Source organism: uncultured Nonlabens sp. (genome assembly GCF_947495285.1).
Classification (GTDB): Bacteria; Bacteroidota; Bacteroidia; order Flavobacteriales; family Flavobacteriaceae; genus Nonlabens.
Genome location: NZ_CANLXZ010000020.1, coordinates 19,600 through 35,423, shown reverse-complemented (window position 1 = coordinate 35,423; position 15,824 = coordinate 19,600). Strand labels below are relative to the sequence as shown.

Annotated in this window: 17 protein-coding genes and 1 pseudogene; 3 read left to right on the top strand and 15 right to left on the bottom strand. The window is 34.9% G+C overall.

All coding sequences use genetic code 11. From position 1 onward, the window contains the following. Nucleotides 1-18 precede the first annotated feature (18 nt). The 4 genes from Q0838_RS09625 to Q0838_RS09610 form a co-directional block, all read right to left on the bottom strand. Nucleotides 19-1,008 (bottom strand): aspartate-semialdehyde dehydrogenase, encoded by a 990-nt coding sequence (locus Q0838_RS09625; protein WP_298954105.1) that lies wholly within the window; start codon nucleotides 1,006-1,008, stop codon nucleotides 19-21. A gap of 185 nt (nucleotides 1,009-1,193) precedes the next feature. Further along, the gene (gene mscL / locus Q0838_RS09620) at nucleotides 1,194-1,604 is read right to left on the bottom strand and encodes a large conductance mechanosensitive channel protein MscL (RefSeq protein WP_298954102.1); all 411 of its coding nucleotides are present in this window, start codon (nucleotides 1,602-1,604) and stop codon (nucleotides 1,194-1,196) included. Between the two features lie 126 nt (nucleotides 1,605-1,730). Further along, nucleotides 1,731-2,840 (bottom strand): alanine racemase, encoded by a 1,110-nt coding sequence (gene alr, locus Q0838_RS09615; protein ID WP_298954100.1) that lies wholly within the window; start codon nucleotides 2,838-2,840, stop codon nucleotides 1,731-1,733. Between the two features lie 14 nt (nucleotides 2,841-2,854). Further along, on the bottom strand, nucleotides 2,855-3,481 hold the full coding sequence (locus Q0838_RS09610) for a thymidine kinase (protein ID WP_298954098.1): 627 nt from the start codon (nucleotides 3,479-3,481) through the stop codon (nucleotides 2,855-2,857). 88 nt (nucleotides 3,482-3,569) lie between these two features. Here Q0838_RS09610 and Q0838_RS09605 point away from each other — a divergent pair, with 88 nt between their 5' ends. The 3 genes from Q0838_RS09605 to Q0838_RS09595 all read left to right on the top strand — a co-directional run bounded on the left by Q0838_RS09605 (nucleotide 3,570) and on the right by Q0838_RS09595 (nucleotide 7,501). Then, entirely contained in the window at nucleotides 3,570-4,466 is an 897-nt protein-coding gene (locus tag Q0838_RS09605; RefSeq protein WP_298954095.1) for a hypothetical protein, read from the top strand. A gap of 149 nt (nucleotides 4,467-4,615) precedes the next feature. Continuing rightward, on the top strand, nucleotides 4,616-5,770 hold the full coding sequence (locus Q0838_RS09600) for an ATP-binding cassette domain-containing protein (RefSeq protein ID WP_298954093.1): 1,155 nt from the start codon (nucleotides 4,616-4,618) through the stop codon (nucleotides 5,768-5,770). Between the two features lie 12 nt (nucleotides 5,771-5,782). Beyond that, a complete protein-coding gene (locus tag Q0838_RS09595) occupies nucleotides 5,783-7,501 on the top strand; it encodes a hypothetical protein (RefSeq protein ID WP_298954092.1) in 1,719 nt (572 codons plus the stop codon). A gap of 69 nt (nucleotides 7,502-7,570) precedes the next feature. Here Q0838_RS09595 and Q0838_RS09590 read toward each other — a convergent pair whose 3' ends face one another. From Q0838_RS09590 to atpB, 11 genes and pseudogenes are all read right to left on the bottom strand, one after another. Beyond that, a complete protein-coding gene (locus Q0838_RS09590) occupies nucleotides 7,571-8,137 on the bottom strand; it encodes a hypothetical protein (protein WP_298954089.1) in 567 nt (188 codons plus the stop codon). Then, nucleotides 8,124-8,624 carry an RNA polymerase sigma factor gene (locus Q0838_RS09585; RefSeq protein WP_298954087.1) on the bottom strand — a complete coding sequence of 167 codons (501 nt, stop codon included), beginning with the start codon at nucleotides 8,622-8,624 and terminating at the stop codon, nucleotides 8,124-8,126. The genes Q0838_RS09590 and Q0838_RS09585 overlap by 14 nt, the downstream gene beginning before the upstream one ends. Then, nucleotides 8,624-9,466, bottom strand: coding sequence for an alpha/beta hydrolase (locus tag Q0838_RS09580; protein ID WP_298954085.1), 843 nt, complete (start codon nucleotides 9,464-9,466; stop codon nucleotides 8,624-8,626). The genes Q0838_RS09585 and Q0838_RS09580 overlap by 1 nt, the downstream gene beginning before the upstream one ends. Nucleotides 9,467-9,643: 177 nt before the next feature. Next, a complete protein-coding gene (gene atpG / locus Q0838_RS09575) occupies nucleotides 9,644-10,519 on the bottom strand; it encodes an ATP synthase F1 subunit gamma (RefSeq protein ID WP_298954083.1) in 876 nt (291 codons plus the stop codon). 43 nt (nucleotides 10,520-10,562) lie between these two features. After that, a pseudogene (locus Q0838_RS09570) lies at nucleotides 10,563-10,856 on the bottom strand (four helix bundle protein); the annotation flags it as partial. 100 nt (nucleotides 10,857-10,956) lie between these two features. Beyond that, on the bottom strand, nucleotides 10,957-12,531 hold the full coding sequence (gene atpA / locus Q0838_RS09565) for a F0F1 ATP synthase subunit alpha (RefSeq protein WP_298954080.1): 1,575 nt from the start codon (nucleotides 12,529-12,531) through the stop codon (nucleotides 10,957-10,959). A 10-nt stretch (nucleotides 12,532-12,541) separates the two neighbouring features. Beyond that, nucleotides 12,542-13,240, bottom strand: a complete 699-nt coding sequence (locus tag Q0838_RS09560; protein WP_298954077.1) for a hypothetical protein — start codon at nucleotides 13,238-13,240, stop codon at nucleotides 12,542-12,544. A gap of 4 nt (nucleotides 13,241-13,244) precedes the next feature. Continuing rightward, the gene (atpH, locus tag Q0838_RS09555; protein ID WP_298954074.1) at nucleotides 13,245-13,781 is read right to left on the bottom strand and encodes an ATP synthase F1 subunit delta; all 537 of its coding nucleotides are present in this window, start codon (nucleotides 13,779-13,781) and stop codon (nucleotides 13,245-13,247) included. A gap of 5 nt (nucleotides 13,782-13,786) precedes the next feature. After that, nucleotides 13,787-14,281, bottom strand: a complete 495-nt coding sequence (locus tag Q0838_RS09550) for a F0F1 ATP synthase subunit B (protein WP_298954072.1) — start codon at nucleotides 14,279-14,281, stop codon at nucleotides 13,787-13,789. Nucleotides 14,282-14,380: 99 nt separating this feature from the next. Further along, a complete protein-coding gene (gene atpE, locus Q0838_RS09545; protein WP_298954070.1) occupies nucleotides 14,381-14,578 on the bottom strand; it encodes an ATP synthase F0 subunit C in 198 nt (65 codons plus the stop codon). Between the two features lie 30 nt (nucleotides 14,579-14,608). Continuing rightward, nucleotides 14,609-15,799 (bottom strand): F0F1 ATP synthase subunit A, encoded by a 1,191-nt coding sequence (gene atpB / locus Q0838_RS09540; protein WP_298954068.1) that lies wholly within the window; start codon nucleotides 15,797-15,799, stop codon nucleotides 14,609-14,611. Nucleotides 15,800-15,824: the final 25 nt, after the last annotated feature.

Below are 15,824 nucleotides of genomic sequence, written 5' to 3'. Positions count from 1 at the left end.
TGTTTAAAGAATGTCTTTTTAAACTAAATCGTTTGCTATAAGATACTCTGCGATTTGAACAGCGTTAGTCGCAGCACCTTTTCTAAGATTATCTGACACGATCCACATATTAATAGTATTTTCTTGAGAATAGTCCCTTCTTATACGGCCTACAAAGACGTCATCTTTACCATGTGCCATTAAAGGCATGGGATATACGTTTACATCTACATTATCTTGTACTGTAATCCCAGAGGTTTCAGATAATAATCTTCTTACAGCCGACTCATCAAATGCATTTCTAAATTCTACATTCACACTCTCTGAATGCCCACCTACTACAGGAATACGTACCGCAGTTGCAGTTACTGCGATGGTTCTATCATCTAGGATTTTTTGAGTTTCATTAACTAGTTTCATTTCTTCTTTTGTGTATCCGTTTTCTTCAAACACGTCACAGTGAGGAATTGCATTTTTATGAATCTGGTAAGGATAAGCCATAGGACCTTTTTTACCTTGAAATTCATTTTCTAGTTGTTCCACTGCTTTTACACCAGTACCAGTGATGGACTGGTATGTAGAGATAACTAATCTTTTTATACCGTATTGCTTATGAAGAGGAGACATAGCAGCCACCATCTGTATAGTTGAACAATTAGGATTTGCGATAATTTTATCTTCCTTAGTAAGAGAAGTAGCATTTATTTCTGGAACGATAAGTTTCCTATCTGCATCCATTCTAAAAGCACTAGAATTATCTATAACGGTTGTTCCTACTGCAGCAAACTGTGGAGCAAATTCTAAACTCACAGAACCACCGGCAGAAAACAGAGCTATGTCTGGTTTCATCTCAATAGCCTGTTGCATACTTACTACCTTATACTGTTTATTCTTAAAGGTAACCTCAGTACCAACAGATTTTTGTGAGGCAACTGGTATAAGAGTTGAAACATTTAGGTTGCGTTCTTCAAGGATACGCAGCATGACCTGGCCTACCATACCGGTAACGCCTACTACAGCTATTTTCATTATTTTAAATTTAGGGAGTAAAAGTATGTAGTCAGACCTTCTTAACCATACAATTATTCAATATTTTCAATTTTGCACAAAATGTTTAATATTTAACAAATAGGACTCAATAACCTATATATTAAGCACAAAAAAACCGCCTTATCGTACAATAAGGCGGTTTAATAGTAGGTTAAAAACCTATATTATTTTTGCGTTTTGATAGCATCACGTATCTCTGCAAGTAATTTTTCTTCAGCTGAAGGTCCTGCTGGTGCTGGAGCTTCTTTAGGTTTTCTTGCTTTATTATATGCTTTAACGATTAAGAAAAGTACAAATCCTACGATTACTAAAGAGATAATAGTGTTTATCCATGCACCATATAAAATAGCGTTTTCTGGTTTAGTGACTACACCATCTGCTCCTACTATCGCCTCAGCTAGCACTATCTTCATATCTTTGAAGTCTACTCCACCAGAGAAATGACCTATAATAGGCATCATGATTAAGTTTACAAATCCTTTTACTACCGCACTAACTGCACCTGCAAGTATAACTGCTATGGCAAGGTCCACAACATTACCTGTCATGATAAAATCTTTAAATTCTTTAAGCATCTTTTTGATTATTTAGTTAAAATTATAAGGCTAATGTAATTTATTTAATTGTCTTAACAAAAACTTAGGATAAAAAAAATAGATAGATCTAGGAAGAGAAGTCAGATATTATACACCTATCATCGATTAATTGCTTAGATAAATACGTTTTACGCGTTTCTGGATTCCGGTAAGTAATTCATATGATATGGTACCAGCATCTTCGGCCATTTGCCTAGAGGTATGCACTTCTGGATCAAAAATGATAACCTCGTCACCTACGGTTGCTTCTATACCAGTAATATCTATCATTAACATATCCATACATATAATACCTAATGTAGGTGCTGCACGTCCATTCACTTGAATTTTTAATTTTCCATAACCATAAATACGGTTAATACCGTCGCCATGACCTATCGCTACTACTGCATAAGTAGTGCGATCCTTTGCCACAAACATGCGGTTGTAACTCACCGTTTCTCCAGCTTCTATGGTTCTAATTTGTGAGATGTTAGAGATTAAAGTACCTATGGGTTTTAAATGCTTATCAAATTTTTTATCATTACCAAAACCATAAAGACCTATTCCAGAACGTACCATAGTAAAATGCGCCCTCTTAAAATTGAGTATGCCACTAGTATTTGATTCATGTTTAAGAATCTCATAACCTAGTTCATCTTGCATTCTATCTGCTAGTTTTTCAAAGAGTAAAATTTGTTTATTAGTAAACGCCTCTTCATTTAAATCTTCACTAGCTGCGAGGTGCGATTGTAGTCCTCTTATTTTTATTTCGGGAGATGACTTTATTTTATCTAGTACTTTATCTAGATCTACTGCATCTATTCCTATACGGTTCAATCCTGTATTGAATTCTATATGTATGGGATAAGCTTGTTGTTTTTTTGCTTTCGCGAAAGCGGTAAAAGTATCCAGCATCTCTACACTATAAATAACTGGTTCTAGACAGCGATCTATACATATCTCTAAATTATGTTGCTGTGCATGCAAAACTAAAATAGGTGTAACTATATTATTATTTCTTAACTCTACTGCTTCTTCTACATAAGCAGTGGCAAAATAATCTGTACCTAATTCTTGTAATTTTTGTGCCACTTCTACCATACCATGACCGTAGGCGTTTGCCTTAACGACCGATATAAATTTTGTGCCGTGGTCTAATTTGCTGCGTAAAAAGTGGAAATTATGCTCTAAGGCATTAAGATTCACTTCTAGCCTCGTGCCTTTTGGTTGCATGTTATAATAAATTTTTATTTTTTACGTGATTGATCTTCATCTTCATCATTTTGCTTCACCTTACTTTCTATCATCGCTTTATAATATGCTGCGCGACTTAAGGGTTCATACTCTTGTTTTTCACCTATCATGACCACGTCTTCGTCTGCAGTTTTGCGGTGAGAATATTGAGCAAGGTTACCGGTTTTAGTGCATACTGCGTGCACTTTAGTAACATACTCTGCTGTTGCCATAAGAGCTGGCATAGGGCCGAATGGATTCCCTTTAAAGTCCATATCTAGTCCAGCAACGATAACTCTTATACCACGATTAGCCAGTGCGTTACACACTGCTACTATCTCATCATCAAAGAATTGAGCCTCATCTATTCCTACTACCTGACAGTCGTTTGCTAGTAATGGAATATTTGCAGCTGCAGGAACTGGTGTACTTTGAATCTCGTTAGAATCGTGAGATACCACCATCTCCTCATCATAACGCACATCTATGGCAGGTTTAAAAATCTCTACTTTTTGCTGTGCAAACTGCGCTCTTTTTAAACGTCTTATAAGCTCTTCTGTCTTACCAGAGAACATGGATCCACAAATTACCTCGATCCAGCCGAATTGCTCTTCATGATTAACGGTATTTTCTAGAAACATTTTGTAATTTACATGCGTTAATAAATGAGGGCTTTTTCCTCATTCTAGAATTCAAAAATACAAATAAACGAGCGGCAATAATCCCATTATGAAAAAGAAAATAGCAGCAGATCTTACCAGCCTAGCACACCGCATCCTACAACTTAAAAATAAAGAAGATGTTAACGAATTACAGGTCATCGCAAAAGAACTGTATGAGAAGCTAACGGTTCTTTCCTTTATTGAAAAACACTTTGCTGGTATTGAACCTACCGCTGGAGATGCCGAAATAGAGCGTAGGCTTTCTCAAGCTTATGCTGAAACTAAGGGAAATGTTAACAGTATTACTAGTGAGGTAGATCATGTAATGGAACAAACCCAAGAGGATGTTGCTGAGGCTTTTAAAAATAATGACCTGAGTGATCTTTTTATGCCCGCCGTTGAGGATACAAGAGAAGAAATGGAACTACCAGGAATTTCTACCATAAGTAAAATGGTAGAAGAAATGCCAGATGAAGTTCCAGAAACTAGCGCAAAGATAGATCTAACGGGCGAGAAGACTCCTTATGCGGTTCCTACAGAGATCAAAATACCTGAGTTTGAAAAAAAGGAAACTGTAGAAGAAAAATTGCCTCCTATAGAAATTAACGATCCTAGAAAATATACCAAAAATGATCTAGAAGAAATCACTGCAGATTTTCAAACTATACCTGTTTTTGAACGTAAAATTAACGATGCCAAAGCAGACGAGAAACCACTTTCATTAAATGATAGGCTTCATAAAGGATTAAAATTTGGTATGAATGATCGTCTAGGTTTTATTAAACACCTATTTAATGGCAGCGATCAAGATTTTAATCGCGTGATATCGCAGCTCAATACCATGACTACTTTTAACGATGCCTACAGTTTTATCAATACTATGGTAAAACCAGATTACAATAATTGGGAAGGAAAAGATGCTTATGCAGACCGTTTTATGGAACTTGTGGAGAGGAATTATTAGAACTTAAATTTTATTTTAAATTTATAAAAGCAGGATTGAAGTTCTGTTTTTTTTTTGGATTCCGCTTTCGCGAAAGCGGAACAAATCTTAAAAACATTATATCATAACTTACTTAAATTGCGTTAGATATAATTAAACCTACCAGAAATATGTCATTATACCACCAAAGACTTCAAGAAGTAAAGAGCTTCTTTGATAATAAGGATACTGTTCTAGGCTATCGCAAGCTTATGGATTGTGCCATGGACACTCAAGATATGGACATCTATAAAAAGATGATTGCTCTTACCGACTGGAAGGAACATTATATAAATGATGAGACCGGATTAATCTCTAGATCTATGGAGGTTTTGAGTCTTTTACAAACTAAAAAGGTAGAACCTGCATCTACACATGGTCCTGTAATTACAGCTAGTGACATTACTAAAACCTATGGCACAAACAGTTTTCACTTAGGACCGGTTTCCATAGATATTAAAAAAGGACATATTTATGGTCTGGTAGGAGAAAATGGTAATGGTAAAACTACTTTATTGCGCATTCTAGCTAGAGAGCTTAATAATACGAGTGGTTCATTGAACTATGGGTTTAAGGAAAATATTACCTCTGACTATGACCTGCGTGCAAAATTAGTTTACATACCGCAACGCACAGCAACCTGGTACGGTAGTCTTAAGGATAATCTCAAATTTGTTCTTTCTAATTACGGTGTTGCTCCAGAGGAAAATGAGACGCGTGTTCTCATGATGATTGCTAGACTAGGTCTATGGAATTACAAACAGCTTAAATGGAGTGAACTCTCTTCTGGTTATAAAATGCGATTTGAACTGGCTAGAACGTTACTGCGCAAACCAGAGGTCATGCTATTAGATGAGCCGCTAGCAAATCTAGATGTACTAGCGCAGCAGGTAGTTCTAGAAGATTTAAAATCTATATGCAACTCGGTAGTGAATCCTATTGCTTTAATTTTAAGTTCACAGCAGTTGTATGAGGTAGAAAAAGTATCTGATAAAGTCATCTATCTTAAAAATGGTCAGTATACAGATAACGACGCAACTAGTAATGGTGCAGCTATCGATCAATTAATTATAGAAATAGATAGCACCAGCGATAGAGAAGCGATTAAAAAAGCGTTTGAAAATTTACCTATTGAAAAGCTAGTCTATAACGGTGGTGTTTACCTGGCTTATTTTACTGGAGAAACACAATTCTATCGTGTGCTCTACGCTCTAGGTGCTGCCCAAATTAATGTTACTTACCTACGTAACATCTCGAGTTCTACGAGAAGATTCTTTGTTTCTTAATACAATCAATTCATGAAAAAATTTATAACCGCAAAAAACCAAGCGCTTTTAGAAAATCATCCCTCGCTATGGAATACTAAGATAGTATGGATGCTAGCCGTTTCTCTTATTTTACACTTCTTATTCTATTTAATGGGTTGTGTGGCGCTCATGAATCCAGAGTCTCTACAAAGGTATAGCGCGATAGAAAACTTTTTTAATAATGGGGTTATTCTTATCTCTGTAATGGTAAGTATATTGCTACTCGTATTATGGCTCATTTCATTATTTAGAAATAATGCTGTTAAGAATTTCTATCCCAATAGCAGGATTAAACTATTTAAACAGTATGCCAGCTATTTTATTATTTTTATAGCTGCAACTACTTTTTACTATTCTTATACTCTAGGTATGCAAACCTATGTCACATTAACGTATAATGATGTACGCATGGAAAAGGATATAGCACTGGCTAATGCTACAGCACCTTTTTTTACTCACGATCTATCTAATTATGAATTAGACCAATTAAGAAATCCTAGTCCTTTTGATAAGTTATACTGTGTTACCGCACAAAGTAGAGTAGAAATGGACCAACCTTATTTTAACTTTAAAGATAATTATTATCAGTTCTATAGTATAAGAAAACAGACTTATCCATTTGATAAATCTGTTGACCCTAATGACGTTACTGGCAATATACTAAATGAAACTATAGAGGATAAAAAAATCTTTTATTTTAAGGATGAAGTCATAGATGTAAATCTGTATTTAAAAACTAGCGCTCCTAGTTATTATAATTACAATAAGCTTTTTTATAATAATGAAGAAGGTGAGTACAGTTCTTATGATTATAAATATAGGAATGATTATAATCCATTTACTAAGATTACAAAGAAGCAAAAAGACTTCATAGAAAACCACCAGGCTTTTATAAGTCTACAAAATAAGGAAAGCTATAATAAATTACTGGGTGATTTTATAGAACTGGCAGGTGATTATAGCCTATCGCATAATTTAACGACCGAGTCCTGGCTAGAAATCGCTTATACAGAAAGCCCTTATGAGGTTAAGAAAATAATTAATCAAAATTCCTATCCTTACACTCCTAGAATTTCTTATACAGAAGATAATGAATTTGTTCTTCATGAAAAATCTTTGAAGTCTCACACGTATTACTTGGATAGTAATTCTTTAAAGCAGTCTTTCAAAAACATAGATGAGATTAAAACGACTAACATATTTGAAGGTACCATACATATCTTTTTATGGATGGCATTTTTCTTTTCGTGTATTGTCTTTATTTTCAGAACTACTAGTTTAAAATCTTTATTAATTTCTATAGTAGCTAGTGTATTACTCATGATCTTAATAGGTCTGATAGCAGCATTTTTAGGTTTTGTAATTGATTACAGCTCGATGACACAGTATTTTGTTATGTACTTCACCCTAATATTAGGCACATTAATACTTGCAGTAGCTCTTCTAGGACTCTCTAAAGTAAATAAACTAGTAGGTTCTATTTTTATAAACATTAGCATAGTAGGGTTCGTTCCTTATGTTTTATTGATATTAGCTATCATCGATACACATCAAAACGACTGGTGTAACTATCATACTTATGATCAATGTATTACTATCATGGACTATTTAGACATTTACTGGAGTTATGCTTTATTTGCGGCTGGAGTATTATTCATATTCTTCTACTGTAAGAATATCTTAAAATGGCGTGCACAGCCAGAAGGGTAGGGAAATATTAGTTGATGGTTCCGCTTTCGCGAAAGCGGAACTATTATCAACTATACACTACATTCACACCTATGAAATGGAAGTCTCTTCATATAATTTATTAAGAATAAGATGTTCTTTTTTGATATGATATCTAATAAAGAACAGCATCCCTATCGCAATGGGAACACTAGATATGCAAGTGTAATTGAACCAAAAATGAGTTAAATTCTCTTTAAAAGTAGGTATAAGGATGACAAACCCTGTCCAATAAATAACAAGAATGATAGGAGTCCATACTTTGTGTAATACTAACCTAGAGCAGTAGTATTTCTCTATTGCGCTCTTATAATTGTAATAAGAATTATCTAGTGCTATTTTAGATAATTTTTGAGTAAAGATAATCTCGACGATCACTCGATAACCTACTGATCCTATCATTAAAAATAAACCCACATAAAAGCTCACAGGCGCTGTATAATCTACTCTAATAAGGCAAGTGACAAGAAGAGCAGCTGTAGCTATCAAAACGGCAGTAGTGATTCTATTTTTGTTTTTTAAGCGATTTACACGATTAGATATAGCTAATAAAAGAGCCTCATCTATGGGTTCTTTATTCTGTGACCACGAGTTTTGTATTTCTTCAAATGTTTTCATTGTTTACACATTTAGTTAATGTTGATTTTATACGATTTAACCGTGTCCTAAGAGCATTATGTTCTATTCCTATGATTAGGGCAATTTCTTTCTGTGGGATTCCTTCTAACTCTAGTAAAATAATCGATTGATTTTCTTTTGATAATTGATAAATACAAGAATAAAGGCTTTTAAACTGTTGTTCTTTATCTATGGACTCAGAAACAGAAGTATCTTTATCTAATATTTCTATAGAGGTTTTAATATATTTCTGGTCCGTACGTAATTGTTGTAAACAGGTATTTACTGTTATGCGATATAGCCAGGTAGATCTTTGTGAACCACCTTTAAAATTATCCCAATGCTGCCATACTTTGATAAAAACCTCTTGCAGCAAATCCTTTGCTAGATGCTCGTCGCCTTGCACATATCCCATGCATAGCCGTAGTACTTTATTATACTGCTCTCTGTAGAGTTTTTCAAAATCTATTTTAGAATATTTATTCATTAGACTAATATAAGTTGGAGTTGCTTTTGAAACCAGATAGGAGCATCTAACATTATGAAGTGCATCGCATCCTTATTAACAATTAAATTATAACTGCTTAGATTTTTATATTGATTTTTATAAGTTTGAGTAGCTCCTTCTACCCCATATAGTTTACCAGCTCCAAGAATAGTGACTGGTACAGTAATCTTGTTTAATAGAGGTCTGACATCTAGTTTTAAATAATCTGTAAAACCATATACATAAGTTTTGCGATCACAGTTGAGTATACTCTCCTTAATTTGAAGCTGGTGTAAAGAGGAGGCAACCATTCCTTGTGCCATTCCTATAGCCATTTGCTCAAAGGCAGTATCGTACATAGTCAGCATGTTTTGATTATGAGGACTGTCATAGATCATGCTCTCTGGTGCGAAATTAGGAAACATTAAAGCTCCAGTACATGACAACCCATCTACTATGATAATTTCTTTGATTTTTACATCTGACTGCGAGGCGAGCCATGTAGCTATTGTGCCGCCCATGCTGTGACCTACAATAACAAGATTAGGATTATCTAAGGTTTTTATATACGTTTTGAGGTCTTCTAAAATAGTCGTTAACCAAGGGAATTCTATAGGATCTACTTTTCCAAATCCGGCATAATCAATGACATGACATTGATTTGTTTTAGAAAATTGATTTACTGTTACGTCCCATACACTTGCATTACTTGCAAAACCTGGAAGAAACAGTACTGGATTACCACTACCAGTAACGGTAGGGCTTATACTCACTAATTGAGCACTAACTTGTTGAACAAGTAATAAAAGAGTGACTAATGATAGTTTAATTAATAATTTCATGATTAAAATTTTAATGATTATCCTTTAGATACAAAATCATCAAAATGTTACATGAAAATTTTATGAAATTTAGAACTCGAGTTATTAAGCATCAAAAAACCCTTTCAGAAATACTGAAAGGGTTTTATATAATCTTGATGAATTTATAAAGATTTCTGCCTTCGCGGAAATAGTTGATTAATTATTCAAAGCTTCTGCACCACCTACGATCTCAAGAATCTCGTTAGTAATGGCAGCCTGGCGCGCTTTGTTATAAGTAAGTTTTAATTGATCTCTCAATTCTGTTGCATTATCAGTTGCTTTGTGCATAGCAGTCATACGTGCACCGTGCTCACTAGCCCAAGAATCACGCACTCCTTTGTACAATTGCATTTTTAACGACTTAGGTATTAACTCTTCAATGATTTCTTCCTTAGAAGGCTCAAAAATATAGTCTAATTCTTTTTGCTCTTGAATAGCTTCTTCATCTTTAGCTACTGGCTTAAGAGGTAAGAAATCTTCAGTTCTGACTATTTGAGTAGCAGCATTTTTAAAACTATTATAAACTATAACGATTTTATCAAACTCACCAGTAACAAATAGGTCCATCAACTCTTCAGCGATTACGGCAACATTATCATAAGATATGTTATCAAATAAATCACTTTTATTAGATTGAACAGGAGATGCTTTACTTACAAAATCATTTGCTTTTTTTCCTATAGCCATATAAGAAACTGCAACACCATTTAATTCTTCCTGATTTAAACGAGTCAGTTCTTTTATGATGTTAGAGTTAAAAGCACCTGCAAGACCACGGTTAGAAGTAATAGCAACTACTAGCGCCTTTTTCACCTCACGTTGTTCTGCAAATTTGCTACCTGCATCACCTTCCAAAGTCGCACTAAGACTTTGAAGAATTTCAGTAAGCTTATCAGAATAAGGACGCATAGCAGTAATAGCATCTTGTGCTTTTTTGAGCTTTGCCGCACTCACCATTTTCATTGCAGAGGTAATCTGCATAGTAGATGATACTGACGATATTCTGTTTCTTATTTCCTTTAAATTGGCCATGATTTACTTATGACTTATGACTTATGAGTTCTGAGAAGTTGACTTATGAAATTTTGATAATTGTTACCAGTAATCTCATTATTTCATCTACTCTTTTTAAAAGTTCTTTAAGAACTTTCTTTATCTCTACATCTATTAATTGTAACCAGTACTCAGTTTCATCAGCCTCTTTGAGCGAGATCCCGAGTTTATTTTTAAAATCTTTAGTACTTACTCCACGTTGTGCTTATTTTATGTTAGCACCTATGGATGTACCGCTTCTTAATACTTGTCTAGTGATATTATAATGTACTTCTTCCTTTAAAACAGTTGTAAACCTTACGGTAGCACAAGCAAAGTTAAAAGACCTATTTCATATAACATTATTTCTAGACCCATCATACCATACCATAAGTCTGAAGTCATAAGTCTTAACTCACAACTTCAGACCATGTGTATTAATATCTACTAGAAAGATCTTTTGCTACTGCTGTAAGTGTATCAATCACTTCGTCAGTAAGCTTTCCAGCTTTAAGAATATCTAGAATAGTTCTGTGCTTAGCATTAAGAAGTTCTAAGTAATCTCTTTCAAATTCTTTTACTTTCTCAATAGGCACATTTCTTAACAAGTTCTTCGAACCTGCATAGATAATTGCGATTTGATTTTCAACAGGGTAAGGATTGTTTTGACCTTGTTTAAGAATCTCTACGTTTCTCTTACCTTTTTCGATAATACTTAAAGTAGCTGCATCTAGATCAGAACCAAATTTTGCAAATGCTTCTAATTCACGATAAGCTGCTTGATCAAGTTTTAAAGTACCAGATACTTTTTTCATCGATTTGATTTGCGCATTACCACCTACACGAGATACCGAGATACCTACGTTAATTGCTGGACGTACACCAGAGTTAAACAAATCACCATCTAAGAAAATCTGTCCATCTGTAATAGAAATAACGTTAGTTGGGATATATGCAGATACATCACCAGCTTGCGTTTCAATGATAGGAAGTGCCGTAAGAGATCCACCACCTTTTACGATAGGCTTTAAACTTTCTGGTAAATCATTCATGCTTGCAGCAATTTCATCATTATTGATAACCTTTGCAGCACGCTCTAATAATCTAGAGTGTAAGAAGAATACATCTCCAGGATACGCCTCACGTCCTGGTGGACGACGTAGTAAAAGAGATACCTCACGGTAAGCAACTGCTTGCTTTGATAAATCATCATAAATAATAAGTGCAGGACGACCAGTATCACGGAAATACTCACCTATCGCTGCTCCAGCAAACGGTGCATATACTTGCATAGGTGCAGGATCAGATGCATTTGCAGCAACGATAGTTGTATAAGCAAGTGCTCCAGCCTCTTCAAGTACTTTAGAAATAAGTGCAACGTTAGACGCTTTTTGTCCTATCGCAACATATATACAATATACCGGTTCCCCAGCATCATAAAATTCTTTTTGGTTTATAATCGTGTCTATACAAACGGTAGATTTACCAGTCTGACGGTCACCGATTACAAGCTCACGCTGTCCACGACCTACAGGAATCATCGCATCAATAGATTTGATACCAGTTTGCATAGGTTCTGTAACAGGCTCACGATATACTACTCCAGGTGCTTTACGCTCTAGAGGCATCTCATAAAGATCACCTTCTATAGGACCTTTACCATCTATAGGCTCTCCTAGTGTATTTACTACACGACCTACGATTCCTTCACCTACTTTAAGGGAAGCAATACGCTCGGTACGTTTTACAGTATCACCTTCTTTAATACTTGTAGATTTACCTAGAAGTACAACACCTACGTTATCTTCTTCAAGGTTAAGAACGATTCCTTCTAGTCCACTTTCAAAAGAAACAAGTTCTCCATATTGTGCGTTAGAAAGACCGTAAACACGTGCGATACCATCACCTACGGTAAGTACGGTTCCCACTTCATCAAGAGATGCAGTTGCATCAAATCCTGATAATTGTTGCTTAAGTATTGCAGATACTTCTGCTGGATTTACTTCTGCCATTATTTCTAAATTATTGCTTTTTATACAATTCAATTAATTTCTGAACATCTTCAAGACTGGTAAAATCCAAATCCTCAAGATCAGATGAAGCTACTTTACCATCTAAATAATCAACCAGCTTTTCAATATTCTTTTGTTTGTCGTTCGTGTCAAACATGTAACCTTTTTTATCTGAACTGATCTTAATGATAAACTGATTACTTTCAGAAGCATATTCTTTATAAAGAGAAACTTCGTCTGATTCTGATACAATTTGATAGTATCTTGAGGTATCAAAGTTCAAACTGCTCAAAGCTCCAGCTGCAAGCTCTAAACCTTTACCTTTTACCTTAAGACCTCTGAAACAAGTTTCTTCATCATTTAAAAAGACACAAAATTTTAAACCTTTTTTTGAACCGTAGTCCGAGTACTTGGTTTTCCCTCTTTTGTTCTCATAGGCCAAAGTTACCTTTTTACCTAAATCTGCCAGATCAAGATCTACCATTCCACTATTTGGGTTTCTCAACTTCACATCTTCGATCAAAAACTGAATTTTTCCTTCTAAGTTGCCTTTTTTACTATCTACCACGTATCCCTTAGCCCAATAAATATTCGAAGAAGCTAATTCTGCTTCAGAAAGGTTACCCTCGTTATATACCTCTTGAGCATTTACGTTAGAAAACGTCACCAATGCTATAACTACGACTACTAATGCTTTAATTTTATTCATATTTTTAGTTTGAGGCGAACGTTCTTTTAAGTTCTCCAAATTTATTTTGCACGCTTGCATTGATCTCTCTATCTCCTACTCTAAGGACAAAACCTCCTAATATAGATGGATCGATAACTTTTTCAAGTGTTACTTCTTTTCCTGCAAGTTCCCTAGCCTTTGCCAGTACTTTCTTCTCTAGATCTGCAGTGATCTCTACAGCGGTAGTAACCGTGGCAATCTCACGTTTATTCATTTCTTCAAAACGTAATATATAACTTGTCGCTACATCCAGGAGAATATCAGTACGTTTGTTTCTTACTAAAAGGTCAAAAGTACTCATGGTTATAGCACCAGTATCCTTAAATACCTGACGTAAGCCATCTCGTTTTTGAACATCTTTAACAATAGGACTTACTAAAAAGTTACGTAATTCCTTGTTTTTAGAAACAGTTACAAGGATGCTTTTCATATCTTCATTAACAGCAGCAGCCTCATTCTTATCGACAGCTAGTGATAAAATGGCTTTTGAGTAACGTGATGCAGCTCTTGATAATTTCATAGTTTCTAAATATTTGCTTCGGCAAGCATTTTATCGATAAGTGCTAATTGTGCGTCTTTCTCAGAAAGCTCTTTACGAGTTACTTTCTCAGCAATATCTAGAGAAAGGTCAGCTACTTGAGATTTAATATCTGCAAGTGCAGCTTTTTTCTCAGATTCTATAGCTTCTTGAGCACTAGCAATAATATTATCTGCTTTTTCTTGAGCCTGACCAGCAGCATCTGCTATCATTTGCTCTTTAATTTCACGTGCATCTTTAAGCATCTCATCTCTTTGAGCACGAGCATCCTGAGCAGCAGCTTCATTAGAAGCTTCTAATCTTGCCATTTCTAGCTTTGCATTTTCGGCAGCTTTGAGAGCGCTTTCTATACCTTCTTCACGCTCACTTAAAGCACTAAGAATAGGTTTCCAGGCAAATTTACCTAGCAATACAATAAGAATGATCAAAATGATCGCTTGCATAAAAAACAAGCCAGGTGAAAAATCTTCTAATAAATTCATTACTCTACTTTAAAATACTAATTTTTAATTTTTAAAAACACTACCTGTAACCAACCGTTACAGGCAAGTGTTCTTTTTGTAAAATGTTATCGTTAGATATTAACTACCTAAGATAAGTGCTCCAAATGCAAGCCCTTCAAGAAGTGCTCCAATGATGATCATTGCTGTTTGGATTTTTCCTGCTGCTTCTGGTTGACGAGCAATAGCTTCCATTGCTTTTCCACCAATTTGACCAAGACCAAGACCTCCACCGATTACGATAAGACCTGCACCAATTAAATTAAGAGTTCCCTCCATGATTATTGAAATTAAAAATTAAACAAAAAATTAAATAAAACGTTCTCTTACTTCATCTACATCATCTTCTTCTGTACCTGCATGCTCATGATGATCATGCTCTGCAACTGCCATACCTATAAATAGTGATGACAACATGGTGAAAATAAATGCTTGTAGAAAAGCAACTAATACTTCTATAACTGATATAAATAAAGTAAGTACAACAGATAATCCTGTAGAAACTACCGCTCCAAACTGAGCTTTAAGTGTAATCATTAATGCGATAAGACTCATCACAACAAAGTGACCTGCAGTTATGTTTGCAAAAAGACGTATCAACAGAGAGAAAGGTTTTGTGAAAATTCCTAATAACTCGATAGGAATCAAGACTATCTTCATTAAAACTGGTACATCTGGCATCCAGAAAATGTGTTTCCAGTAATCTTTATTTGCACTAAATTGTACAATAAAGAAAGTAAATAAAGCTAAACAAGAAGTAATAGCGATCTGACCTGTGATGTTAAAACCGAATGGTGTAAGACCTAAAAGGTTAGAAATCCAGATTAAGAAAAATACCGTTAATAAATAAGGCATGAATTTTCTGTACTTGTTCTCTCCTATGTTAGGACGTGCAATCTCATCTCTTACATAAAGAACTAAAGGTTCTAACACACGACCTACGCCTGTAGGAATACTTCTAATCTTATACTGTCTGGCTAGAGAACGGAATAACAAGAAAATAATTAAACCTACTGCTAGTAAACCAAAAACAGATTTAGTAATAGAAAAATCAAACACCTTATGAGCATTTGAAGGATGGTGATCACCATCATAACTTACTGCCGCAGCACCAGATTCTAATTCATAAATCTTACTATGTAGTTTAAAGAATGTAGCGTCACCTTCTTTTACAAGAACCTGAGCATTATCATCATGATGAAATTTTGATGATAAGAAAAATTTAGGACCAGCACTAGACCATACCATAACCGGTAAAGGGAAACCTATGTGCTTGCGCTCATTTGCATCATTTGTGTAAGAAAATAAATGAAAATCGTGAGAGTCTTGTAAGTGGTGTTCTATATAAGACTTGATCTCTTCTTTTGTATTCACTTTTCCACCATCGGTAACCACCTGTTCATGATGATCAACATCACCATGGTTATCCTGTGCTTGTGCTGTTGCAAAAGCTGTTAGGATTAAAGCAAAAAAAGCTGTTTTTAAGTACGCTGTAAACATGTAAATCACCTTAAAAAGTTAGGTC